The organism is Streptomyces incanus (genome assembly GCF_042656345.1).
GTDB classification, from domain to species: Bacteria; Actinomycetota; Actinomycetes; order Streptomycetales; family Streptomycetaceae; genus Streptomyces; species Streptomyces incanus.
The window spans coordinates 1-23,115 of record NZ_JBHSPC010000104.1 but is presented as its reverse complement, the minus strand read 5'-3'; the positions used below and the strand labels follow the sequence as shown (position 1 = coordinate 23,115).

General features: G+C 70.5%; 20 protein-coding genes, 1 tRNA gene and 1 riboswitch. Of the genes, 15 read left to right on the top strand and 6 right to left on the bottom strand.

Annotated elements, in window-relative coordinates:
• The first annotated feature begins 585 nt into the window (after positions 1–585).
• The 9 genes from ACFP2V_RS30415 (at position 586) to ACFP2V_RS30375 (ending at position 10,491) form a co-directional block, all read left to right on the top strand.
• A complete protein-coding gene (locus ACFP2V_RS30415; protein ID WP_381218517.1) occupies positions 586–1,236 on the top strand; it encodes a SurA N-terminal domain-containing protein in 651 nt (216 codons plus the stop codon).
• A gap of 229 nt (positions 1,237–1,465) precedes the next feature.
• On the top strand, positions 1,466–2,455 hold the full coding sequence (locus ACFP2V_RS30410; protein WP_381218516.1) for a nucleoside triphosphate pyrophosphohydrolase: 990 nt from the start codon (positions 1,466–1,468) through the stop codon (positions 2,453–2,455).
• A 78-nt stretch (positions 2,456–2,533) separates the two neighbouring features.
• On the top strand, positions 2,534–3,820 hold the full coding sequence (locus ACFP2V_RS30405; protein WP_381218515.1) for a cytochrome P450 family protein: 1,287 nt from the start codon (positions 2,534–2,536) through the stop codon (positions 3,818–3,820).
• A gap of 328 nt (positions 3,821–4,148) precedes the next feature.
• Positions 4,149–5,138, top strand: coding sequence for a transglycosylase family protein (locus tag ACFP2V_RS30400; RefSeq protein WP_381218514.1), 990 nt, complete (start codon positions 4,149–4,151; stop codon positions 5,136–5,138).
• A 308-nt stretch (positions 5,139–5,446) separates the two neighbouring features.
• A riboswitch (cyclic di-AMP (ydaO/yuaA leader) is annotated at positions 5,447–5,615 on the top strand.
• A gap of 4 nt (positions 5,616–5,619) precedes the next feature.
• Entirely contained in the window at positions 5,620–6,396 is a 777-nt protein-coding gene (locus ACFP2V_RS30395; RefSeq protein WP_381218513.1) for a transglycosylase family protein, read from the top strand.
• 319 nt (positions 6,397–6,715) lie between these two features.
• Positions 6,716–8,005, top strand: a complete 1,290-nt coding sequence (gene eno, locus ACFP2V_RS30390) for a phosphopyruvate hydratase (RefSeq protein ID WP_381218512.1) — start codon at positions 6,716–6,718, stop codon at positions 8,003–8,005.
• Positions 8,006–8,244: 239 nt separating this feature from the next.
• The gene (locus ACFP2V_RS30385; RefSeq protein ID WP_381218511.1) at positions 8,245–8,721 is read left to right on the top strand and encodes an FtsB family cell division protein; all 477 of its coding nucleotides are present in this window, start codon (positions 8,245–8,247) and stop codon (positions 8,719–8,721) included.
• A 175-nt stretch (positions 8,722–8,896) separates the two neighbouring features.
• Positions 8,897–9,553: a DUF501 domain-containing protein gene (locus tag ACFP2V_RS30380; protein ID WP_381218510.1), complete on the top strand. Its 657-nt coding sequence runs from the start codon at positions 8,897–8,899 to the stop codon at positions 9,551–9,553.
• Positions 9,550–10,491: a Ppx/GppA phosphatase family protein gene (locus ACFP2V_RS30375; RefSeq protein ID WP_381218509.1), complete on the top strand. Its 942-nt coding sequence runs from the start codon at positions 9,550–9,552 to the stop codon at positions 10,489–10,491. The genes ACFP2V_RS30380 and ACFP2V_RS30375 overlap by 4 nt, the downstream gene beginning before the upstream one ends.
• 4 nt (positions 10,492–10,495) lie before the next feature.
• Here the strand turns inward: ACFP2V_RS30375 and ACFP2V_RS30370 are convergent, their stop codons facing one another.
• Both ACFP2V_RS30370 and ACFP2V_RS30365 read right to left on the bottom strand, forming a co-directional pair.
• Positions 10,496–10,765, bottom strand: coding sequence for a type II toxin-antitoxin system RelE family toxin (locus ACFP2V_RS30370; RefSeq protein WP_381218508.1), 270 nt, complete (start codon positions 10,763–10,765; stop codon positions 10,496–10,498).
• The gene (locus ACFP2V_RS30365; RefSeq protein ID WP_381218507.1) at positions 10,762–11,034 is read right to left on the bottom strand and encodes a type II toxin-antitoxin system Phd/YefM family antitoxin; all 273 of its coding nucleotides are present in this window, start codon (positions 11,032–11,034) and stop codon (positions 10,762–10,764) included. The genes ACFP2V_RS30370 and ACFP2V_RS30365 overlap by 4 nt, the downstream gene beginning before the upstream one ends.
• An 826-nt stretch (positions 11,035–11,860) precedes the next feature.
• Between ACFP2V_RS30365 and ACFP2V_RS30360 the strand changes: the two genes are divergently transcribed.
• Both ACFP2V_RS30360 and ACFP2V_RS30355 read left to right on the top strand, forming a co-directional pair.
• The gene (locus tag ACFP2V_RS30360) at positions 11,861–13,267 is read left to right on the top strand and encodes an NAD(P)/FAD-dependent oxidoreductase (RefSeq protein WP_381218506.1); all 1,407 of its coding nucleotides are present in this window, start codon (positions 11,861–11,863) and stop codon (positions 13,265–13,267) included.
• A gap of 343 nt (positions 13,268–13,610) precedes the next feature.
• Positions 13,611–14,909 carry a class I SAM-dependent methyltransferase gene (locus tag ACFP2V_RS30355; RefSeq protein ID WP_381218505.1) on the top strand — a complete coding sequence of 433 codons (1,299 nt, stop codon included), beginning with the start codon at positions 13,611–13,613 and terminating at the stop codon, positions 14,907–14,909.
• Positions 14,910–15,100: 191 nt separating this feature from the next.
• Here the strand turns inward: ACFP2V_RS30355 and ACFP2V_RS30350 are convergent, their stop codons facing one another.
• Together ACFP2V_RS30350 and ACFP2V_RS30345 are read right to left on the bottom strand one after the other, a co-directional pair.
• A complete protein-coding gene (locus ACFP2V_RS30350; RefSeq protein WP_381218504.1) occupies positions 15,101–17,629 on the bottom strand; it encodes an ABC transporter permease in 2,529 nt (842 codons plus the stop codon).
• 121 nt (positions 17,630–17,750) lie between these two features.
• Complete coding sequence (locus ACFP2V_RS30345) at positions 17,751–18,521, bottom strand: ABC transporter ATP-binding protein (RefSeq protein ID WP_381218503.1); 771 nt, start codon at positions 18,519–18,521, stop codon at positions 17,751–17,753.
• A gap of 454 nt (positions 18,522–18,975) precedes the next feature.
• On the opposite strand from ACFP2V_RS30345, the gene ACFP2V_RS30340 reads away from it, so the two are divergent.
• The 3 genes from ACFP2V_RS30340 (at position 18,976) to ACFP2V_RS30330 (ending at position 21,290) form a co-directional block, all read left to right on the top strand.
• Positions 18,976–19,060 (top strand) — tRNA-Leu (locus ACFP2V_RS30340).
• 201 nt (positions 19,061–19,261) lie between these two features.
• Positions 19,262–19,603, top strand: coding sequence for a hypothetical protein (locus ACFP2V_RS30335; RefSeq protein ID WP_381218502.1), 342 nt, complete (start codon positions 19,262–19,264; stop codon positions 19,601–19,603).
• A gap of 778 nt (positions 19,604–20,381) precedes the next feature.
• The gene (locus ACFP2V_RS30330; RefSeq protein ID WP_381218501.1) at positions 20,382–21,290 is read left to right on the top strand and encodes a Bax inhibitor-1/YccA family protein; all 909 of its coding nucleotides are present in this window, start codon (positions 20,382–20,384) and stop codon (positions 21,288–21,290) included.
• 116 nt (positions 21,291–21,406) lie between these two features.
• Here ACFP2V_RS30330 and ACFP2V_RS30325 read toward each other — a convergent pair whose 3' ends face one another.
• Positions 21,407–21,640, bottom strand: a complete 234-nt coding sequence (locus ACFP2V_RS30325) for a DUF4287 domain-containing protein (RefSeq protein ID WP_381218500.1) — start codon at positions 21,638–21,640, stop codon at positions 21,407–21,409.
• A 99-nt stretch (positions 21,641–21,739) separates the two neighbouring features.
• Here ACFP2V_RS30325 and ACFP2V_RS30320 point away from each other — a divergent pair, with 99 nt between their 5' ends.
• On the top strand, positions 21,740–22,051 hold the full coding sequence (locus tag ACFP2V_RS30320) for a hypothetical protein (protein ID WP_381218499.1): 312 nt from the start codon (positions 21,740–21,742) through the stop codon (positions 22,049–22,051).
• 65 nt (positions 22,052–22,116) lie between these two features.
• Here ACFP2V_RS30320 and ACFP2V_RS30315 read toward each other — a convergent pair whose 3' ends face one another.
• Entirely contained in the window at positions 22,117–22,926 is an 810-nt protein-coding gene (locus tag ACFP2V_RS30315) for a hypothetical protein (protein WP_381218498.1), read from the bottom strand.
• Positions 22,927–23,115: the final 189 nt, after the last annotated feature.

The window sequence follows — 23,115 nt, the reverse complement described above, 5'->3', positions numbered from 1 at the left end:
CGCACTGCCACGAGCAACCCTTCTCACCTGCACTGTTGCTTCGAGGCTATGACACCGCCAGCCCCACACCAGGGCCGACCAGGCGATCCGCTGGAACCAGCCGGCTTCCAGACGCTTTTCCATCTCTCCCCCAAGGCAGTGCAGGGGGCAAGATTAAGCCACGGGCGGTGCAAGCGGGCCCGGTCAGGAAGTCTGCTTCACGCCCTTCGGGACGTCCGCCGCCGTGCCCCGGTGAGCGTCGATCTCCTGGCCGATGTTGTCGGAGGCGTTCTTGTCGGCGTAGTCGTTCTGTGTGAAGGGCGCCCCGGTGATCCCGGTGATCTCTGTCCAGGCGGTGCTGCCCGGTTTGGTGCAGTCGGGCTCGGCCGCAGTGGCGTCGACGCAGGTGTGCAGGTGTGCAGGTGTCGTCGGAGCCCCTGGCCTCGCTCGGGCCGACGGCGAAGCCGGAGCGCCGATGTCGGCGGCGGTGCCGGAAGTCCCGATGAATCGTTGGTCGAATGGGTTGGCCAGAGCCCGGCCGCTGCCTACTATCGATCACCGCAGGACTTTGTGCACCGCCGCACAAGCTCTCCTCAGGAGGTTTCCTTGCACCGCCGTCGCCGCACCGCGCTCCTCCTCACCGCCGCGATTGCCGCAGCGGCGCCCCTGCTCACCGCCTGCGGGAACGACGCGCATCCCGGCGCGGCGGCCGTCGTGGGCGGCCAGCGGATCACGGTGTCGCAGCTGGAGAACCGGGTCAACGAGATCCGCGTGGCCCAGCGGGAGGCGGTGCCGGGCGAGGCCCAGTACGAGCAGGCCATCGCCCGCACCGGCAGCCTCACCCGCGACACCCTGCACGGCATGGTCCTGGACCGGGTGCTGGAGCGCGCCGCGCGCGACGCCGGCGTGACGGTCACCCCGAAGGAGATCCAGGGGATGCGGTCCGGCCTGGAGGAGCAGGCCGGCGGGGCCGAGGCGCTGGAGTCGGCCTGGCTGCAGCAGTACGGCATCCCACCACAGCGGCTCGACGACAACCTCCGCCTCCAGCTCCAGGCCCAGAAACTCGCCCAGGGGCTCGGCACCGACACCAGCAGGCCCGAGTTCTGGCAGGCGCTGTCCGAGGCGAGCAAGAAGCTCGACGTCGACCTCAACCCGCGCTACGGCACCTGGGACGACGAGAAGAGCAGCCGCGTCGACGCCGAGACCCCGTGGGTGCGCGAGGTCACGGGGGCGGCCGCAGCCCAGCCGGTCGCCTGACGGACCGGGAGGCCCTCGGATGGGCCGAGCGGTCGTCTGATGGGCCGGGAGTGGGCTGGGAGCGGGCCGGGAGCGGTCGTCCGACGGGTCGGGAAGCCCTTGGGCGGGCCGGAGCGGTCGCCTGACGCGCCGGCCGATCGCCCGGCGTGCCAGGCGTACTTTCACACCGGGCCGGTCCTCCTGTGGACAACTTTCGGGGGCCGGCGGCGCCGTGGGTTAGTTTCGGATCGTGAACGCAATCAGCCCCGCGGCCCCTTCCGCGGCTCCGACCGGCCGCATCGTCCTGCTCACCACCAGCCACCGCGTCGCGCCCGGCCTGCTGTCCTGGCCCGCCTGGCAGACCCTGCACGCGGCCGACAAGGTGCTGTGCGCGGACGGCGCCCACCCGCAGCTGCCGTATCTGCGCGAGGCGGGCATACCGGTCGAGGAGGAGTCCCCGGCCGCCGAGGACCTGGTGGGCGTCTGCGCCGGCGGACGGACGGTGGTGGTCGTGGCGACCGGCGAGGGCGAGTCCGCCCTGACCGACGGCCTGGCCCGCCTCGCCGGCAGCGGCCGCGTCCCGATGCCGGAACTGGAACTGCTCCCCGCCTCCTACGACCTGCCGGGCGCCCGCCTGCTCGACCTCGTCCAGGTCATGGACCGCATCCGGGCCGAGTGCCCCTGGTCCTCCCGGCAGACCCACAAGGGGCTGGCGAAGTACGGCATCGAGGAGGCGTACGAACTCGTCGAGGCGATCGAGGAGGGCGACCGGGACGAACTGCGCGAGGAACTGGGCGACGTCCTCCTCCAGGTCGTCTTCCACGCCCGGATAGCCGAGGAGCATCCCGAGGAGCCCTTCTCCGTCGACGACGTGGCCGGCGGCATCGTCGCCAAGCTCGTCCACCGTCACCCCCACGTCTTCGGCGACGAGACGGCGACCACCCCCGAAGAGGTCAAGGAGCACTGGCTGCGCACCAAGGCGGTCGAGAAACGGCGCACCTCGGTCACCGAAGGCGTTCCTCTCGGCCAGCCGGGACTGGCTCTCGCCGCCAAACTCGCCTCCCGCGTCCGCACGGCCGGGCTGGACGTCCCCCTGCCCCGGGCGGAGGGCATCGGCTACGAACTGCTCGCCCTCGCGGTGCGGGCCGAGGCGGAGGGCGCAGACCCGGAGGCAGCGCTGCGGGCGGCCGCTCGGACCTACCGGGACGCGATCCGGGCCGCGGAGGGCGTGGGGGAGTAGACGCGCCCGCGTGCGGCCGGGCATCCGTCGCGGGGAGCAGGGCGTACCTCCCCGGGTGCCGCCGGATACGGTCGAGCGGTGACCGACCAGCACCAGCCTCAGCTCCAGCCCGAGAACGGCGCCCCCGAACTCTTCACCTGGGAGTTCGCGAGTGACCCCTACCCCGCGTACGCCTGGCTGAGGGAGCACGCGCCCGTGCACCGGACGCGGCTGCCCAGCGGGGTGGAGGCCTGGCTGGTCACCCGGTACGCCGACGCCAAGCTGGCCCTCGCCGACCCCCGCCTCTCCAAGAACCCGGCGCACCACGACGAGCCCGCCCACGCCAAGGGCAGGACCGGTATCCCCGGCGAGCGCAAGGCCGAGCTGATGTCGCATCTGCTCAACATCGATCCGCCGGACCACACCCGGCTGCGCCGGCTGGTCAGCAAGGCGTTCACGCCGCGCCGGGTCGCCGAGTTCGCGCCCCGGGTGCAGGAGCTCACCGACGGGCTCATCGACCGGTTCGCGGACAGCGGCTCCGCCGACCTCATCCACGACTTCGCCTTCCCGCTCCCCATCCACGCCATCTGCGACCTGCTCGGCGTCCCCCGGGAGGACCAGGACGACTTTCGCGACTGGGCGGGCATGATGATCCGTCATCAAGGCGGCCCCAGGGGCGGCGTCGCCCGGTCGGTGAAGAAGATGCGCGGCTACCTGGCCGATCTGATCCACCGCAAGCGCGAGGCCCTGCCCGCCGAACCCGCTCCCGGCGAGGACCTCATCTCCGGTCTGATCCGTGCCTCCGACCACGGTGAGCACCTCACCGAGAACGAGGCCGCCGCCATGGCGTTCATCCTGCTGTTCGCGGGCTTCGAGACCACCGTCAACCTCATCGGCAACGGCGCCTACGCCCTCCTCACCCACCCGGGGCAGCGCGAGCGCCTGCAGACGTCCCTCGCCGCCGGGGGGCGCGGGCTGCTGGAGACCGGAGTGGAGGAACTTCTGCGCTACGACGGACCCGTGGAGCTGGCCACCTGGCGGTTCGCCACCGAGGCGCTCACCCTCGGCGGGCGGCACGTCTCGGCCGGTGACCCGGTCCTCGTCGTCCTGGCCGCCGCGGACCGTGACCCGGAGCGGTTCGCCGACCCCGACGCGCTCGACCTCGCACGGCGCGACAACCAGCATCTGGGATACGGCCACGGCATCCACTACTGCCTCGGCGCCCCGCTGGCCCGCCTGGAGGGCCAGACCGCGCTCGCCACGCTGCTGACCCGTCTGCCGGACCTCGAACTCGCGGCGGACCCGGCCGAACTGCGCTGGCGCGGCGGCCTCATCATGCGCGGACTGCGCACACTGCCGGTGCGATTCACCCCGCCACCGAAGTGATTTCGCCCATGAGGGGAAGCACTCGACGCCCTCCGAAATGCCCCGGAAGGTCTTCGAGCCGGCCCCCGGGCAGCCCTCGAAATGCCCGCCGACCACCGCGCAGGTGACCGTCAGGACCCCTTCGGACACGGTCCGTCGAGCCTTGGTAGGGGCGAGATAAGGGTGACGCCCACTCAGCTCCGTGATCTCGGTGTGATCTGTGCGGCATGAACTTGTGACAGACGTTCGACTGCGGATACGTTCACCCATCAAGCACGGCACCTCGCTTTCACAGCAGCGCAGTTCGAACCGCCGTGCGAGTAACTGTTGTCCTGCGAAAGGTCTCCGCATGCTCTCCGGCAATGGTCGTCACCGCCGCCCCCGCCAGGCTCCGGCTCTTCTCGTCGCGGCCGGAGTGACCAGCTCGGCCATCGCGATTCCCCTCCTCGGGGCCGGTGCGGCCAGCGCGGCCGACGGCTCGACCTGGGACCGGGTCGCCGAGTGCGAGTCCGGCGGCTCCTGGAGCCAGAACTCCGGCAACGGCTACTACGGCGGTCTGCAACTGACCCAGGAGGACTGGGAGAAGTACGGCGGCCTCGACTACGCGACCAGCGCCGACCAGGCCAGCCGGGGCCAGCAGCTGGCGGTGGCCGAGAAGATCCTCGCCGACCAGGGTGTCGGCGCGTGGAGAGCCTGCGGGCTGCTGGGGGGCCTGAAGCAGGACTCGTCCGTGCTCGACGTGGACACCGGTGTGGAAGACGGCTCGTCGGCCAAGCCCGGTTCCGAAGGCACCGTCACCCCGTCGCCGTCGCAGTCCTCCGGCTCCTCGGCGGACACGGAGGACACCACGGAGGGCAAGGCGAAGGGCAAGGCGAAGGGGAAGGAGGGGGGGAAGGACGGATCGGCCGGCCCCAGTGCGTCCTCCTCCGCCTCCCCCTCTCCTTCGGCCTCGGCCTCGGCCAAGGGGGAGGAATCGGACAAGTCCGAGCGGAAGGCCGACGCTTCGGGAGCGGCCGACGGCGAGGACTCCGGCAGCGGCCGTCACCGCGGCGCCAGCGCCGAGGGAGAGGCGCGTGAGGACCGTGACGCCGGATCCTCCGGCCGGCACGCCTCGCGCGGCGGTCTCGGCTTCACACGCGGCCTTGACAGTTCGTCCCCGTCGAGCGACTCCGGCGCGGGCTCCGGGAGCGGTTCCTCGGCCGTCTCCGACTCCCTTGCCCTCGGCGGCGGATGGCTCGCCCAGTACGGCGGGGGGGACGAGGGCGCGGGCGCGGCCGCCCCGAACTTCATCCTTCCCGGTCAGACGCTTTCGTTCGGGTTCGAATCGGACAACGGCTGACATCCGGTCGGCAGCTGGGCGTGCGGGCCTTTCCCGGCCGGGCGGCAGGGCTGGGCGGTGGCTTGGCACCGGCTGGTCGGTGACTGGGTGGCAGTTGGACCGGCATGCGAAAAAGCGCTTCGGCGGGGCCAGTTGAGGTCATAGTTCGCGAAGAATGTCCGATTTAAAGGTGATGAGAGATAGGTCTCAGAAGCCCTGATCGTCTTTGATAATCCGCCGGACGCGTGGCTACGGTCAGGACCGCTCGCCATCGCGGGCCCCGGCTGCCGCCACGCCGAATCCTGCCAGTGGCAGCACGGGAACAGTCGTCGCGTCATGCGCCGTAGGCAGGAGCGGGGGACCCAAGGTAGGCGCCGGATCCGGTGGAGAAAGCCGGATGCGGCTTGGGGTGAAGCCGCGTCCCGTGAGGGATGCGGACGGGCAACTCAACCGGCCCGAACCCGACAGCTCACCTCGTAGGCGTCGGTGAGGGGATCCATCCATGCTGTTTTCCGGTAAGGGCAAGCACCGTCGTCCGTCCAAGGCCACCCGTGTCATCGCCGTCGCCGGCGTCACCGGTGCCGCTGTCGCCGCCCCGCTGATGGCGGTCGGCAACGCCTCCGCCGCCACCGCCTCCGAGTGGGACGCCGTCGCCCAGTGCGAGTCCGGCGGCAACTGGTCCATCAACACCGGCAACGGCTACTACGGCGGTCTGCAGTTCTCCGCCTCCACCTGGGCCGGCTACGGCGGCACGGCGTACGCCGGCACCGCCGACCAGGCCAGCAAGGCCCAGCAGATCGAGATCGCCGAGAAGGTCCTCGCGGGCCAGGGCAAGGGTGCCTGGCCGGTCTGCGGCAGGGGCCTGTCCAACGCCGCCTACGCCGGTGGCGGTTCCACCGAGGGCTCGGGCAACCAGGGCTCGGGCAACCAGGGTTCCGGCAACCAGGGCAGCCGCTCCTCGCAGGAGGCTCCGAAGCAGGAGGCCCCGAAGCGGGAGCTCCAGGAGCAGAGCACCAAGGCCGCTCCCGAGCGTTCCGCCGAGCAGAAGGCCTCCCGCTCCGACGAGCGTCCGGCCGCCAAGAGGACCGTCACGACCCCGACCGGCGAGAAGGTCAAGAAGGGCGACGGCGAGTACAAGGTCGTCAAGGGCGACACCCTCAGCTCGATCGCCTCGGAGCACGAGGTCAAGGGCGGCTGGGGCAAGCTGTTCAAGCTGAACGACGGGATCGTCGAGGATGCCGACCTCATCTACCCGGGCCAGCAGCTGCACCTGAAGTAATAAGGTCGCAGTCGCAGGTCCTGGCCCCGTCCCCACGGGTGCCTGCCCCGCCCCGGCGCGTGTCCCCCGTACGCGCCGGGGCGGGGCTTTTCCGTGTTCGGTGCCGAATGCGTTCCGTACGCGGTGCCGGACCCGGTCTCCCGGCCTCCCGGTCTCCCGGTTTTCCGATATCGCCTTTGTTCCGTTCGGAAACAATCTACTCTCGGTTCTGTCCGCGAAGCGGCCGGCCGGATGGCCGATCGCCCCGAGCCGGATAGGCTCGGGTCCGCAGGGCCCCGTGGCCCCGCTGAACCACGTCACATCCATGAAGGAGATGCTCGTGCCGTCCATCGACGTCGTCGTAGCCCGGGAAATCCTGGACTCCCGAGGTAACCCCACGGTCGAGGTCGAGGTCGGCCTCGACGACGGCAGCACGGGTCGTGCCGCCGTCCCGTCCGGCGCCTCCACCGGCGCTTTCGAGGCCATCGAACTCCGTGACGGCGACCCCGACCGCTACCAGGGCAAGGGTGTCGAGAAGGCCGTCCTGGCTGTCATCGAGCAGATCGGCCCGGAGCTCGTCGGCTACGACGCCACCGAGCAGCGCCTGATCGACCAGGCGATGTTCGACCTGGACGCCACCGACAACAAGGGCTCCCTCGGCGCCAACGCCATCCTCGGCGTCTCCCTGGCCGTCGCCCACGCCGCCTCCGAGGCCAGCGACCTGCCCCTCTTCCGCTACCTGGGCGGCCCCAACGCGCACCTGCTGCCGGTGCCGATGATGAACATCCTCAACGGCGGTTCGCACGCGGACTCCAATGTGGACATCCAGGAGTTCATGATCGCCCCGATCGGTGCGGAGTCCTTCTCCGAGGCCCTGCGCTGGGGCGCCGAGATCTACCACACGCTGAAGAAGGTCCTGAAGAGCAAGGGCCTGGCCACCGGTCTCGGCGACGAGGGCGGCTTCGCCCCGAACCTCGGCTCCAACCGTGAGGCCCTCGACCTCATCCTCGAGGCCATCAAGGAAGCCGGTTACACCCCCGGCGAGCAGATCGCCCTCGCGCTCGACGTCGCCGCCTCCGAGTTCTACAAGGACGGCACGTACGTCTTCGAGGGCAAGGAGCGCTCCGCCGCCGAGATGACGGAGTACTACGCCGAGCTGGTCGAGGCGTACCCCCTGGTCTCCATCGAGGACCCGCTGTTCGAGGACGACTGGGACGGCTGGAAGATCCTCACCGACAAGCTCGGCGACAAGGTCCAGATCGTCGGCGACGACCTGTTCGTCACCAACCCGGAGCGCCTGGCCCGCGGCATCGAGGAGGGCGCGGCCAACGCCCTGCTGGTCAAGGTGAACCAGATCGGTTCGCTGACCGAGACCCTGGACGCCGTCGAGCTGGCCCAGCGCAACGGCTTCAAGTGCATGATGTCGCACCGCTCCGGTGAGACCGAGGACGTCACCATCGCCGACCTGGCCGTCGCCACCAACTGCGGCCAGATCAAGACCGGTGCCCCGGCCCGCTCCGAGCGCGTCGCCAAGTACAACCAGCTGCTGCGCATCGAGGAGATCCTCGACGACGCCGCGGTGTACGCGGGCCGCAGCGCCTTCCCGCGGTTTCGCTCTGCGAACCAGTAGGCACAGCGCTCTGCGAACCAGTAGGCACAGCGCTCTGCGAACCAGTAGGCACGGCGCTCTGCGAACCAGTAGGCGCAGCAAGGGCTGATCCGCTGATCCGCTGCCCCGCTGATCCACTGCCCCATACAGGGTGACGGCCCGGCTCGTGTCCCGGCCAGTAGTCCGTACGTCCCCGGACGCGGTCCCGTACCGTGTCCGGGGACGTACGCGCGTATGACAGGGGAACGGGAGGCGGGGGCATGGCCGTGAAGGACCGGGACCGGTTCTCCACCGCGACCAGGATCCGGCTGATCGGCGAGCAGACCGCCGCCCGGGTCTACCGCTCGCAGACCAAGCGCCAGGCCCGCCGCTCCCGGCTGACCGGCCGGGCCGCGCTGCTCGCCCTGGTGGTCTGCTCGCTGATCGTGGCCCTCGCCTATCCCATGCGGCAGTACGTGTCCCAGCGTGCCGACATCGCCGACCTCCAGCAGGAGAAGGACGAGGCCCGCCAACGGGTCGAACAGCTGCGCGACACCAAGGCGCGCTGGCAGGACGACGCCTACGCCGAGCAGCAGGTCCGCGCGCGGCTGCACTACGTCATGCCCGGCGAGACCGGCTACATCGTGATCGACCCGGGCACGGCCGAGCAGCCGCGCGCCGACCGCGGATCGGCCGACCGCCCCTGGTACGCGAACGTCTGGGACGGCGTCGACAAGTCCGACGCGGCCGAGCGGTGAGCCCGGGGCCGTAGCCTTGATGTCCTGCGGTTCACCGGAACCCGCAGGGCCGACCGCACGCCCCCGTACGACGGCGATAGCCCCGCCGTACGGAGAACCGCGCAGAAGCCGCGCAGACACCGCAGGCAACCGCAGGCAACCGCAGAGAACCGCCGAGAACCGCAGAAAGACAGGTATGGACACTCCCGCCCGCCGCCCGGCCACCACCCCTCAAGGGCAGCGCTCCGCGCCGGCGCTGTTCGATCTGCCCACGACCCCGCGCACCGAACCGACCGACGCGGACGTCGAGGCGTTCAAGCAGCAGCTCGGCCGGCCCCCGCGCGGGCTGCGCGCCATCGCGCACCGCTGCCCCTGCGGGCAGCCGGACGTCGTCGAGACCGCGCCGAAGCTGCCCGACGGCACCCCCTTCCCGACGCTGTACTACCTCACCTGCCCCCGGGCCGCCTCGGCGATCGGGACGCTGGAGGCGAACGGCGTGATGAAGGAGATGACGGAGCGGCTGGCGACGGACCCGGAGCTGGCGGCCGCGTACCGCGCGGCGCACGAGGACTACATCCGGCGCCGCGACGAGATCGAGGAACTGAAGAACTTCCCGAGCGCCGGCGGGATGCCGGACCGGGTGAAGTGCCTGCACGTTCTGGTCGCCCACTCGCTGGCGGCCGGCCCCGGGGTCAACCCGCTGGGCGACGAGGCGCTCGCGATGCTGCCCCAGTGGTGGCGCAAGGGCCCGTGCGTGACGGTCGCCGAGCCGCCCGCCGGCGAGGGACGGCAGGTGGAGAGCTCGGGCGGCGGCCACTTCGCGGTCAAGCCGAGCGAGGAGAACGACCGATGACCCGAGTCGCCGCCGTCGACTGCGGTACCAACTCGATCCGGCTCCTGGTGGCCGACGCCGATCCGGCGACCGGTGAACTGACCGACCTGGACCGGCGCATGACGATCGTGCGGCTCGGTCAGGGCGTCGACCGCACGGGCTGGCTCGCCCCCGAGGCGCTGGAGCGGACGTTCGCGGCCTGCCGCGAGTACGCGGAGGTCGTCAAGGAGCACGGCGCGCAGCGCCTCCGCTTCGTCGCCACCTCCGCCTCCCGCGACGCCGAGAACCGGGACGAGTTCGTGCGCGGGGTGCGGGACATCCTCGGCGTGGAGCCCGAGGTCGTCACCGGCGACCAGGAGGCCGAGTTCTCCTTCACCGGCGCCACCAAGGAACTGACGGGCCGTACGGACCTGCACCACCCGTTCCTGGTCGTGGACATCGGCGGCGGCTCCACCGAGTTCGTCGTGGGCGACGACCACGTACGCGCCGCCCGGTCCGTCGACGTGGGCTGCGTACGGATGACCGAACGTCACCTGCTGGTGGACGGGGCGGTGATGGACCCGCCGACCGAGGAACGGATCGCGGCGATGCGGGCCGACATCGAGGCCGCCCTCGACCAGGCCGAGCAGACGGTCCCGCTGCGCGAGGCCCGCACCCTGGTCGGCCTGGCCGGCTCGGTCACGACGGTGTCGGCGATCGCGCAGGACCTGCCCGCGTACGACTCGACGGCCATCCACCACTCCCGGGTCACTCTGGAACGCGTCCGCGAGATCACCGACCGGCTCCTGCACTCCACCCACGCCGAACGCGCGGAGATCCCCTCCATGCACCCGGGCCGGGTCGACGTCATCGGAGCGGGCGCCCTGGTCCTCCTCGCCGTCATGGAACGCACCGGCGCGAAGGAGGTCGTCGTCAGCGAACACGACATCCTCGACGGCATCGCCTGGTCTTTGGCCTGATCGCCTACAGCTTGCGGTAGACGTCCCGACGGTCGCCCACCTTGACGACGAGAATGACGAGTTCCCCGTCGTTGATCTGGTAGGCGACCCGGTAGCTTCCCACCCGGAGCCGGTAGAGCCCCGACGGGCCGGTGAGCTTCTTGACGTCGGCGTCCTCGCGGTACGGGTCGTCACCGAGCGCTGTCAGCGCGGTCAGGATGCGCATGGCGTCGTGTCGGCTGATGGCCCGGAGCTGTCGCTGCGCCGCCGTGGTGAACCGGAAGGCGTATTTCACGCCGCCTCGCCGTCCTGCTCGGTGAACAGATCCGCCAGCAGTTCCGCCATCGTCACGGTGGGGCCGCCCTCGGCCAGTACCGCTTCCGCTTCACGCGCCAACATCACGTCGGCCGCTTCCTCCAGCGCTTCGAAGTCCGAGATCGGAACCACGGCTGCCACCGGAGCGCCGTTGCGTGTGATGACGGTCGGAACGCCCTCCTCGGCACGGTTGATGTGGTCCGCGAGATGTGCGCGAGCTTCCCGTACGGTCACGGTGTTCTCAGTCATGAGTTCAGTGTACGCATCTCGGTGTACACATGCTGAGGTTCAGGGAGTCGCATTCGGGGGCGATCCTCGACGGCGTCGCCTGGTCTTTGGCGATCGACGCGAGATGAGAGGCGGGGCGCTGCTTCGTCAAGAGCCAAGAGTCATGGGTGGCAGGGACGGTGCGAACCGCCCTGCGGAAACCGGGCCCGGGTGGCCCGTCACTGTCGCCCGGGCGGTCGCCGCCGGCGCCGGCGCATGGCCGTCGAGGGCGAGCCCATCCCGTCCTGACCGCCACCTGTCCTGACGGCCATCTGTCCTGACCGCCACCCGTCCTGACCGTCACCTCGTTCTGGCCGCCACCCCTCCTGACCGCCGGTGCGGGTGGAGGCGGTGGCGGCGGAGGGCGGGCTGGACGAGGCGTCGGCGGCCCTCCGCTGAGCAGCGCGGATACCGTTTGAGCGGCTGAGGGAAGGGGCCGGTCGGCCCTTTCGCGGGCTGCGACGAAGAAACTTCGTGAAGTTCTTCACAAGGAAATTGCCCCGGTAGGTCGAAGAGCTGGGTCCGATTGCCCCTTTCGGGCTTCCCGCACCCCTTTGAACATGTTCAGAAGGTGCGGGCGAGCGCCACCGGGGCGGTCGCCGCAAAGGCTCCGCAGGGGGCCCCGCGGCGCCCTCAAAACCGAAGAGAGGCAGCTCACGCGGCATTGACAACGGGTCGCGTGCGATGCTGGTTCCCGACCCCCGGCATGGGGTTGATCACAAAAGCCGGGAAGTGTAACACGACTGCTGCCCGAGCTTGTGAAGGGGCGCACGAGCTCACCTCCTGGGGCAGGGGGATACTCGATGCCATGAGCACCACGGAGCGTCCCAGGATCCTCGTAGTAGGCGGTGGGTACGTAGGCCTGTACGCAGCTCGGCGCATCCAGAAGAAGATGCGTTACGGCGAGGCGACCGTCACCGTCGTCGACCCGCGGTCGTACATGACCTACCAGCCCTTTCTGCCCGAAGCCGCCGCCGGCAACATCTCCCCGCGGCACGTCGTCGTCCCCCTGCGACGCGTGCTCCCCAAGGCGGAGGTCCTCACCGGCCGGGTCACCACCATCGACCAGGACCGCAAGGTCGCCACGGTCGCGCCGCTCGTCGGCGAGGCCTACGAGCTGCCCTTCGACTACCTGATCGTCGCGCTCGGCGCCGTCTCCCGCACCTTCCCGATCCCCGGCCTCGCCGAGCAGGGCATCGGCATGAAGGGCATCGAGGAGGCCATCGGCCTGCGCAACCACGTCCTCGAGCAGCTCGACAAGGCCGACTCCACCACGGACGAGGAGATCCGCCGCAAGGCGCTCACCTTCGTCTTCGTCGGTGGCGGCTTCGCGGGCGCGGAGACCATCGGCGAGGTCGAGGACATGGCCCGGGACGCGGCCAAGTACTACAGGAACGTGTCCCGCGAGGACATGCGCTTCATCCTCGTCGACGCCGCCGACAAGATCCTCCCCGAGGTGGGTCCCAAGCTCGGCCAGTACGGCAAGGAGCACCTCGAGGGCCGCGGTGTCGAGGTCTACCTCTCCACCTCCATGGACTCCTGCGTCGACGGCCACGTCGTGCTGAAGAACGGCCTCGAGGTCGACTCGAACACCATCGTGTGGACGGCGGGCGTCAAGCCGAACCCGGCGCTGGCCCGCTTCGGCCTCCCGCTGGGCCCGCGCGGCCACGTCGACGCCCAGCCGACCCTCCAGGTCACCGGCACCGACTACATCTGGGCCGCGGGTGACAACGCCCAGGTACCGGACCTCGTGGGCCGCAAGGCCGGCAACGAGAACGCCTGGTGCCCGCCGAACGCCCAGCACGCGCTGCGCCAGGCCAAGGTCCTCGGCGACAACGTGGTCTCCGGTATGCGGGGCTTCCCGCAGAAGGAGTACAGCCACGCCAACAAGGGCGCCGTGGCGGGCCTCGGCCTGCACAAGGGCGTGGCGATGATCGTCATGGGCAAGGTGAAGATCAAGCTCAAGGGCCGGCTCGCCTGGTACATGCACCGTGGCTACCACGGCATGGCGATGCCGACGTGGAACCGCAAGATCCGCGTCTTCGCCGACTGGACGCTCGCCGTGTTCCTCAAGCGCGAAGTCGTCTCGCTGGGTGCGATCCAGTCCCCGCGCGACGAGTTCTACGAGGCCGCGAAGCCGGCGCCGCTGCCCGCGGCCGCCAAGCCGGTCACGGCCGAGAAGGCTGACAAGGCCGAGAAGGCCAAGGCCTCCTGACCTCGGGCCGGCATCCGGCCGCAGGCCGACCGGCCACCTGACCGCAGGTCGCCCGACCCGCAGGCTCTGCCAGGCCCGCGCACGGCCGGGCGGCCTCCCGGCCTCCGGCCCCGCCCGGTCCGAACGACGGGCTTCAGGTCATCGGCCTGCACCGGTCACCGAAAGGGCCGCCCGCCATCCGTGGTGCGGGCGGCCTTTTCGGCGTTTTGCCCAGTGATGACGCGCGCCGGGGACTGCCTTGCGCCCCGCAGGTGTTTACGTGGTGACGACATTCCGGGATTTGGCCTCCCCCAAGCTCTCGACCTCGTTCGAGCAGGGGACGCCCCTATCGGAGGTGTACACCATGAGAGACGCCGCTTCGCGGCTGAAGGGCCTCGTCGAACAGCTGTTGGGCGTACCGCTCCCGCTGCGCATCCGCGCCTGGGACGGATCGCAGGCCGGTCCGCCGGACGCCCCGATCCTTGTCGTCCGCAACCGGCGCGCCGTGCGCCACCTGCTGTGGAAGCCGGGCGAACTCGGCCTCGCCCGCGCCTGGGTGTCCGGCGACCTCGGCGTCGAGGGCGACCTGTACACCGTCCTCGAACGCATCTCCGGTCTCGTCTGGGAGCGCGGAGAGGACGCCCCCACCCTCGCCCAGTCCCTGCGCGACCCCGGCGTCCGTGCGGCCGTCCGCGGCCTCGTCGCGCTGGCCGGCTCGCCGCTGCCGCCCGGCCCGCCCCCGGAGGAGATCCGCAGGCCCCATCGCGGCCTCCACACCAAGCGCAGCGACAAGCGCGCCATCAGCCACCACTACGACGTCGGCAACGACTTCTACGAGATCGTCCTCGGTCCGTCCATGGTGTACTCCTGCGCCTACTGGCCCGCCCAGCCCTCGCAGGCCACCCTCGAACAGGCCCAGGACGACAAGCTCGAACTCGTCTGCCGCAAGCTCGCCCTGACGCCCGGTCAGCGTCTGCTGGACGTCGGCTGCGGCTGGGGCTCCATGGCGGTCCACGCCGCCCGCGAGCACGGCGTGAGCGTCGTCGGCGTCACGCTCTCCCAGGAGCAGGCCGCGCACGCCCGTAAGCGCGTCGCCGACGAAGGGCTCACCGACCGCGTCGAGATCCGTGTGCAGGACTACCGTGACGTCACGGACGGCCCCTACGACGCGATCTCCTCGATCGGCATGGCCGAACACGTCGGCTCCCCGCGCTACCTGGAGTACGCCACCGCTCTGCACCGCCTCCTCAAGCCCGGCGGACGGCTGCTGAACCACCAGATCGCGCGCCGCCCACAGCGGGACGAGACGGAGTACGAACTGAACCCGTTCATCGACGCCTACGTCTTCCCCGACGGCGAACTCGCCCCCGTGGGCACCACCGTGTCCCTGCTGGAGCGGGCCGGCTTCGAGACGCGCGACGTCGAGTCGATCCGCGAGCACTACGCCCTCACCCTGCGCCGCTGGGTGGCGAACCTGGAGGCCGGCTGGGACCGGGCCGTCACGCTCACCGGGCCGGGCCGGGCCCGGGTCTGGCGGCTGTACATGGCCGCCTCCGCGCTCGCCTTCGAACGCAACCGCATCGGCGTCAACCAGGTCCTGGCCGTGAAGACCACCGAATCCGGTACTTCCGGTCTCCCTCTGCGCGCCCGCACCTGGAACTGACCCCCACCCTCGCTCCCCGTGGCAACGACGGGCACGACGCGGGGCACGACGACGGGCCCTGTCCCGATGACCGACTCCGACCGACTCCAGGAGTCCGACCGAGTCCGGCCATCGGAACAGGGCCCGTGCCCCCGCTCCCGTGGTACTTCCACCACCGGGCCCCTGCCCGGCTGCCATCCGGCTGCGGCCTGTTACTCCGTCTTGATCGCCTGGAGCATGTTCAGCCGTGCCGCCCGCCGGGCCGGCCACAGGGCCGCGAGCACGCCCACGACGCCGGCCAGCAGCAGGAAGACCGCCATCCGCTCCCAGGGCAGGATCAGTTCGTACGTCGCCATCCTCGAGCCCACCAGCCGCCCGGCCGCCCAGCCGAAGAAGACGCCCAGGCCGATGCCGAGCACCCCACCGAACAGGGAGATCACCAGGGACTCCAGACGGACCATCCGCTTGACGCCCTTGCGGTCCAGGCCGATCGCGCGGAGCATGCCGATCTCCTGGGACCGTTCGAACACCGACATGGCCAGGGTGTTGATGACCCCGAGGACGGCGACGAGCACGGCCATCGCCAGCAGCCCGTAGAGCATGTTCAGTATCAGCGTGAACATGGATGCCAGTTCGTTGGAGATGTCCTTCTTGTCCTGCACCTTGATGGCGGGGTTGGTGCCGAGGGCCTCCACCAGCCGGTCCTTCGCCGCGTCGGAGGCACCGCCGGAGGTCTTCACCATGACCCGCATGTCGACCGGGTCCGACTGGTGCGGGGCGAGGGTCGCGGTGTCGAGCATGATGCCGCGGAACATCTCGTTGCCCTCGTAGACCCCGGCGACCGTCAGCTCCTGCTTCTCGCCGTCCTCGTAGGTGAGGGTGAAGTCCGAACCGGTCTTCCAGCCGTGGTCCTCGGCCGTCCTGTGGTCGACGACGATCCGTGTACCGGACACCTCGAAGGCGCCGTCGCGGACCGGGAGGTCGGTCAGCTCGCCGATCGAGGAGCCGTCGACGCCGGTCAGGAACTCCGTCCGCTCGTCGATACGGGCGGGCGCGTTGCGCAGCGGGCTGCTGGCGGTGACGTCGTCGGACTGCTCCAGCGTCCGCGCGACGTCCGGCGAGAGCCAGTTGCCGTTCGCCATCGACACCACGTAGTCGGCCTCGATCGCGGAGGCGGCCATCTTGTCGATGGCGTTCTGCAGGCTGCCCGCCACCACCGTCATCCCGGTGATCAGGGTGAGCCCGATCATCAGCGCGGACGCGGTCGCGGCGGTACGGCGCGGGTTGCGCACCGAGTTCTGCCGGGCCAGCTTCCCGGACACCCCGAAGACGCGCAGCACCGGCGCCGCGGCGGCGATCAGCGGACGGGACAGCAACGGGGTCAGGACGAACACGCCGATGATCAGCAGCACCGCGCCGAGACCCATGGGGGCCTGGCCGTCCGTGCCGCTCATCGTCGTGGCCGCGAGGACCACCGCGATGCCGGCGCCCGAGAAGAGCGCGCCCAGCGTGTTGCGCAGCACCAGCGACTTGGTGGTCGCCTTGGCGTGCACGGAGCTCATCGCCGCCACCGGCGGGATCTTCGCGGCCCGGCGGCCGGGCAGCCACGCGGCGAGCATGGTGATCAGGACGCCGATCGCGAACGCGGCGGCGACGGTGCCCGGCGTGACCACCAGCGGGCCGGCGGGCACGACCGCGTCGAACGCCCCCATCAGGGCGCGCAGCCCGGCCCCGATGCCGATACCGGTGAGCAGTCCGACCACGGCGGCGACCGCGCCCACCACGAACGCCTCGATCAGCACCGACCGCGTGACCTGCCCGCGGGAGGCGCCGACCGCGCGCATCAGCGCCAGCTCCCGGGTGCGCTGGGCGACCAGCATGGTGAAGGTGTTGGCGATGATGAACGTACCGACGAACAGCGCGATGCCGGCGAACACCAGCAGGCCCTGCTTCAGCCCGCTCATCGACGAGGCGATCATGCTCGCCTGGTCCTCGGCGAGCTGCGTGCCGGTGGTGGTCTCCACGGCATCGGCGGGCAGCGCCTTGTCCAGCTCCGCCTTCAGCGCGGTCTCGGAGACGCCGTCCTTCGCCTTGACGGCGATCTCGTCGAACGTGCCCTCCTTGCCGAACAGCTTCTGCGCGGTCGCCGTGTCGAACAGCGCGAGGCTGCCGCCGGCCGCGACACTGCCGTCGTCGGTGGTGAAGATGCCGGTGACGACCGGCTCGAGGACGGGGCCGTCGACCGACATCCGTACGGTGTCGCCGACCTGGTAGCCGGTGCGCTTCGCGGTCTCGGCGTCGATGAGGATCTCGTCGGCGCCCTTCGGCGCGTGCCCTTCGGTCAGCGGGTAACGGGGGTCGTCGGTGCCCCAGTAGTTGCCGCCCTGCGACCCGAAGCCGTCGCCGACCAGCTTGCCGTCCTGGTCGGCCATGGCGGTGAAGCCGAGGACGACGCCGATGGCCTGCGCGGCGCCGGGCACCCGGGCGCTGTCCTCGACCATGGCCGAGGTCAGCTCGTGGGGCTCGCCGACCTTGTCCCCCTCGGCTTCCTTCCACTGGGCGGTGACGGCGACGTCGACGTGGTCGAAGCCCTTGGCGGAGCTCTTCTGCAAGGCGTCGGAGAGGGTGTTGGTGAAGACCAGGGTCCCCGACACGAAGGCCACGCCGAGCATCACGGCGAGCACGGTCATCAGGAGCCGGGCCTTGTGCGCGAACACATTGCGCAAGGCGGTACGGAACATGGGTGTCTTCTCGAGTCCAGTCGTACGAGTGGGGATGTGGGGCGTCAGCAGGGATGAGATCGCGTCACCGGAAGAGGTGGGGGGCCTGTTGTGTGCTGACGACGGCTCGGCCGGTGACGGCTCAGCTCGTACGGCCCTTGGCGTCGAACTGCTTCATGCGGTCGAGCACCGAGTCGGCCGTCGGCCCGTGCACCTCGTCCACGATCCTGCCGTCCGCGAGGAACACCACCCGGTCCGCGTAGGCCGCGGCGACCGGGTCGTGGGTCACCATGACCACCGTCTGCCCCAGCTCGCGTACGGAGTTGCGCAGGAAGCCGAGCACCTCGGCGCCGGAACGGGAGTCGAGGTTGCCGGTGGGCTCGTCGCCGAAGATGATCTCGGGCTTGGAGGCCAGCGCCCGCGCGACGGCGACCCGCTGCTGCTGGCCGCCGGACAGCTGGGACGGCCGGTGGCTCAGCCGGTCGGACAGTCCGATCATCCGGATCACGGTGTCGAGCCACTGCTGGTCCGGCTTGCGCCCCGCGATGTCCATCGGGAGGGTGATGTTCTCCAGGGCCGTCAGGGTCGGCAGCAGGTTGAACGCCTGGAAGATGAAGCCGATCTTGTCCCGGCGCAGCTTGGTGAGCTGCTTGTCCTTGAGGGAGCCCAGCTCGGTGTCACCGATGCGCACGGAACCGGCCGAGAACGTGTCGAGGCCGGCCACACAGTGCATCAGCGTGGACTTGCCGGAGCCGGAGGGGCCCATGATCGCGGTGAACTCGGCCTGCCGGAAGTCCACGGAGACCTGGTCGAGGGCGACCACCTGGGTCTCGCCCTGGCCGTAGATCTTCGACAGCTCCGTGGCGCGTGCGGCCACGGTGGTGGTCCGGTCGGCGATGGGTGCGGTGGTCACGGGATGGGCACTCCTGACGTGCGACGTTTCACGGGAACGGGACGTCATCCATCGTTCCGCCCGACGGCCGCCGTGTAGTCACCCGCAGCTCCGGTTCCGGGGGACGACTCAGGGTGGACCCCGGTGGTCACCGTCATACCTGGGGTTGACGGCGACCCCGGGCGAGGGGGAGGGGCCGGGACCGAACGGAGAGGGCTTTCGATCCGAGCGGGGCCTCCGAACACCGGATATCGCAAGAACGGGTGGAGCGCCCTTGTTCGGACGGTGAAATTCCGTCATTCCGTATGCGCGGCCGACCCTCGCGCGCGAGGCTGTTGGCATGTGCTGATGGCGATTCCCATGGCCTGATACACCCTCAGGCGCCAATAAAATCAGACAACATCGGCCCACCACCCCGAAGTTCGGGGGAGCGGTCCCGATAGGCTCGGGGGGCCCGACGCGGAGCCTATGGCCTGCCCGGATGGTGGAATGCAGACACGGCGAGCTTAAACCTCGCTGCCCCTGCTGGGGGCGTGCCGGTTCAAGTCCGGCTCCGGGCACTCTCTGACGTACGTCGTCTGACCTGCGGCGACGTACGTCAACCGTCGTGCCTGGTCCGCGTAACCGGCGCACGACTGGCGCACCGGCCCCTGACTTGCCGTCATGGCATACGGGAAAGCGATGGAGAACGACGCTGTCCACCCCCCCCCGTCGGCGCAGCCCGCGACCCGCGGTCCGTCCGGGGTCAGCACGGTGTCGGTGTGCAGCGCGCCCTCGGAGAATCCGGCGAGGTCGAGGAGTTCCCGTACACAGGACCGCACCCGGGACACTTCGTCCGGCGTCTCGGGCGGGCCCGTGCCCTCCCGCACCACGCTCACCGCGTGATGCATCCCGCCCAGCGAGAGCGTCTCCACCCGGCAGCGGGGCCCGGGGAGCAACTCCTCGACGAGTTGCGCCCCTTCGTCCGCGGTCTCGGCCCCCAGGGCGAGTGCCTCCTGATCCCGCACGAAGGCGGGCCGGGCCCACCGTCCTTCGGCGTCGCGGGACTTGATGACGACGGGCAGTCCGATCCGCTCCGCGGAAGCCCGGGCCCGGGCGACTGAGCCGGTCTCCTCCGCCCGCACCGGGGGCCAGGACGCCTCGAGCAGCAGCCGCCGCAGCGCCGCTGGATCCTTCAGCCGCTCGGCGGCCGGGTCCCGCCACAGCATCCCGTCCCGCTCCCGCCGCACCCGCCGTACGACGGCCCGGACGTCGTGCCCGGCTCCCGGCCCGCACATCAACTGTCCGATGCCGTACCGCCGTAAGAGCCCGGTCGGCAGGCCGTGCAGGGTCCCGTCGGCGACCCCGACCGGAGCGGCGACGAGCCGCCGCTCCGGGGGGACCGTGCCCGGCACAGCCTCCTGCGGCCCCACCACCGCCCACAGGTCGAACCCGGCGGCCACGGCCGACCGCACGAGCCCCTCCCCGGGCATCACCAACAGCATCCGTTTCGCAACGCTCGCCACGGCCTCTCTCCCACCGATCCGTTCGAATCCCGCCAGGCTCTCCCGCTGCCTTCCCGTTCACCTCCCGCCCCGTTCCCCACGCCACCGCCCCGGAGGCAGAACGACCGGACATCGCCGGGCTCGGCCCCCTCGACCAGGAGTGAGCAGGGCGGGGACGGGGGTGGGGGCGGGGACGACCGGGGCTGGTCTCCGGCCGGTTCCGGGCAGGTTCCAGGTCGGTCATGGTTCGGTCCCCTGCGCTGAGGGGAATCGAGTGGTCGCGTAGCGTGTTACGCAACACAACGAGGGAAAGATCCTTCCAAGCATTAGGGTCATTCCTTTGCCTACCTATTACTCTTGAGCCCAAGGCCGCGCCGTGTGGCCATGGAGGAGTGCAATGAGGAGCAGAAACCCGGTCTTCTCGCGACGGGGGTTCAGCCGCGACAACGGCTACGCGGGCTTCAACACCGCGCCGCAGGCCGGGGGTCCCGCTGTCGCCACGCAGGGCAACCCGTACGCGCAGCCCACCGGCAACCCGTACGCGCAGAACCCCTACGCGCAGAACCCGTACGGTCAGCAGGACGTGCAGCACGGCGCGCCGCCGCAGGCGCCCGCCACGGCCGGCCGGATGACCATCGACGACGTCGTCATGCGCACGGGCACCACGCTCGGCGTGCTCGTCGTCTTCGCCGCGCTCGCCTGGGCGCTGCTGCCCGTGGACGACGCCAACCTCGGCCGGTCCTACGGCATCGGCATCGGCGCCGCCCTGATCGCCATGGTCCTGGGGCTCGTGCAGTCCTTCAAGCGCAAGGCCTCGCCCGCGCTGATCCTGACGTACGCCGCGTTCGAGGGAGTGTTCCTCGGCGTCATCTCCAGCGTCGTCGACAACCGCATCGCCGACGGTGCGGCCATGCAGGCCGTGCTCGGCACCATGGCGGTCTTCGTCGGTGTGCTGGTGGCGTACAAGGCGGGCTGGATCCGCGTCAACCGCCGTTTCTACGGCTTCGTGATGGCGGCCGCGCTCGGCTTCATCCTGCTGATGGCCGTGAACCTGCTGTTCGCGGTGTTCGGCGGCGGTGACGGCCTCGGCTTCCGCAGCGGCCCGCTCGGCATCATCTTCGGTGTCGTCGGCATCATCCTCGGTGCCTGCTTCCTCGCCCTGGACTTCAAGCAGGTCGAGGACGGCCTCACCTACGGTGCCCCGCGCGAAGAGGCCTGGCTCGCCGCCTTCGGCCTCACGCTGACGCTGGTCTGGCTCTACCTGGAGTTCCTGAGGCTCATCGCGATCCTCAACAGCAGTGACTAGCGTCCAGTGATCAGCGCTCGAGGCGTCTGATCCAGAGGGATGTGTGCAAGGGCCCCGGGTTCACCCGGGGCCCTTCGCCGTGGTGCGGGCAGGGTGGGCGGTGGGTGGGGCGGGGCTCAGCGCAGGTTGCGCGCGGCCCTTCTCAGGTCGTACTCGTGGACGATCGCCTTGGCATGGCCGTACGCCAGGTCGTACTCGTGGCGGAGCCAGCTGACCTTCTCCTCGAAGCGGAAGAGGGACGGGCCTTCCTCCTCGACGGTGCGCAGCCAGTCGGAGATCTCACGACCGGTGCAGTGCGGGATGCGGGCGAGCATGTTGCGATGGGTCTTCTCGGAGAGGACTTGGGACATCGGCGCCTCCAGCGCAGGGTGTGAGCCGGTCCTTCAGGTCACCGTGCCTGAGCGTTCGCCTGTTGGCAACAGCCCTGTCGTGCCGCGTACGCTCGCCGCGTGGTTGATACGACGCCCCTCACCCGTGCCGTGGATCATTTCGCCGACCGCCTGCGGGCCGCGCCGCAGAGCCGGCTGCAACGGGGTGCCGCCGCCGAGGCACTCGCCCTGGCCAGGGAATTGGCGGTGTGGACCCAGCGCCTGGAGGAGCCGGGCACCGAGCCCCGCGAGATGCCCGACGCGGGCATGTTCGCCGCCGCCGACCAGATCACCGTCGCCGGCCACGACCTGGCGCTCGTACTGGAGAACGAGGAAGAGGTCGTGGAGGCACTACGGCTCGTGGAGGGGGCGCAGAAGCGCGCCGGGGTGTAGGGACACGCCCGGCGCGCGGAAAGATGGAGCGGAAGGATTCGGGCGGAAGAAGTCGGGCGGAAGGATCAGAGGGACGCGATGACGCGGTCCGCCAGGATGTAGACGTTCTCCTCGCCGCAGGCGAAGGTCAGCGTGTACGCGCCCGAGATGCCGGAACCGCCCAGCAGGAACGGGGCCCGGCCCTCACGCAGGGCCGCGGCCAGCCGCTCCGCGGTCTCCCGGTGCCCTGGTGTCATGCACAGCGTCGTGCCGTCGGCGAAGACGTAGACGTCCAGTGTGCCCAGCGGGCCGGGGCGGACGTCGGTCAGTTCCACCTCGGAGGAGGCCAGCTCCTCCAGCGTGGAGACGGTGCGTTCGTGGTCGTTCGCGACCGGCGACGGGTTCGGGACGAAGTCCGGGTGCGAGGGGTGCCGACGGCGGGCCGCGGCCAGCTCCGGGGACTCCGTGGGCGTACCGCCCTGGACGAAGTCCGTCGGGGCGTACTCGTCGGTTTCGGCGCCCGGATCGGTCACCGGCTCCAGACCCGCGAAATCGGTCTGCCGCGGCATGAACAGCTCACTGTCGGCCAGGCCCAGCAGGGACGGTGCGTCGGAGACGTCACGCGCCTCCTGGGCGGCCCAGAACGCCCGCGCCTCGGCGAGCTCCCGTTCCCGTTCCTCCGCGAGAGCCTCGGCCACGGCCGTGCGTATCTCGTCGGCGTGGGCGGAGCGGGCGGCGGGCAGGAGCGCACGCGTGACGGCGGCACGGTCCTTGACCAGCTCGGCGTGCAGGGCCGCGACCTGTCGGCGCAGCACCAGAATGCTGCGCAGGACGGCGACTCCCACGGCGCCGGTTGCGGCCGTGGTGACCAACAGGGCGATCGGCATGGCGCTCACTGACGTACTCCCGGTTCAAAGTCGACCCCCGACTTCCTACATCAGCTTGAAGGGTGGACTAACCATCTGTCAGTGCGTAACGTCACAAAGCGGACAGGGTGTGGTTTCCAGGCCGGGTGGGGGCAGGGCTCTGACCGGAAAACTCAACGGTCAGATGGGTATGGCGGGGTAGCCCCTCGGCGGTGATGG

Coding starts and splice junctions, on each gene's coding strand:
- ACFP2V_RS30400 (WP_381218514.1), top strand. CDS start 4,149: ATGCTCTCCGGCAATGGTCGTCACCGCCGCCCCCGCCAGGCTCCGGCT.
- ACFP2V_RS30395 (WP_381218513.1), top strand. CDS start 5,620: ATGCTGTTTTCCGGTAAGGGCAAGCACCGTCGTCCGTCCAAGGCCACC.
- ACFP2V_RS30385 (WP_381218511.1), top strand. CDS start 8,245: ATGGCCGTGAAGGACCGGGACCGGTTCTCCACCGCGACCAGGATCCGG.
- ACFP2V_RS30380 (WP_381218510.1), top strand. CDS start 8,897: ATGGACACTCCCGCCCGCCGCCCGGCCACCACCCCTCAAGGGCAGCGC.
- ACFP2V_RS30375 (WP_381218509.1), top strand. CDS start 9,550: ATGACCCGAGTCGCCGCCGTCGACTGCGGTACCAACTCGATCCGGCTC.
- ACFP2V_RS30365 (WP_381218507.1), bottom strand. CDS start 11,034: ATGACTGAGAACACCGTGACCGTACGGGAAGCTCGCGCACATCTCGCG.
- ACFP2V_RS30360 (WP_381218506.1), top strand. CDS start 11,861: ATGAGCACCACGGAGCGTCCCAGGATCCTCGTAGTAGGCGGTGGGTAC.
- ACFP2V_RS30355 (WP_381218505.1), top strand. CDS start 13,611: ATGAGAGACGCCGCTTCGCGGCTGAAGGGCCTCGTCGAACAGCTGTTG.
- ACFP2V_RS30350 (WP_381218504.1), bottom strand. CDS start 17,629: ATGTTCCGTACCGCCTTGCGCAATGTGTTCGCGCACAAGGCCCGGCTC.
- ACFP2V_RS30330 (WP_381218501.1), top strand. CDS start 20,382: ATGAGGAGCAGAAACCCGGTCTTCTCGCGACGGGGGTTCAGCCGCGAC.
- ACFP2V_RS30325 (WP_381218500.1), bottom strand. CDS start 21,640: ATGTCCCAAGTCCTCTCCGAGAAGACCCATCGCAACATGCTCGCCCGC.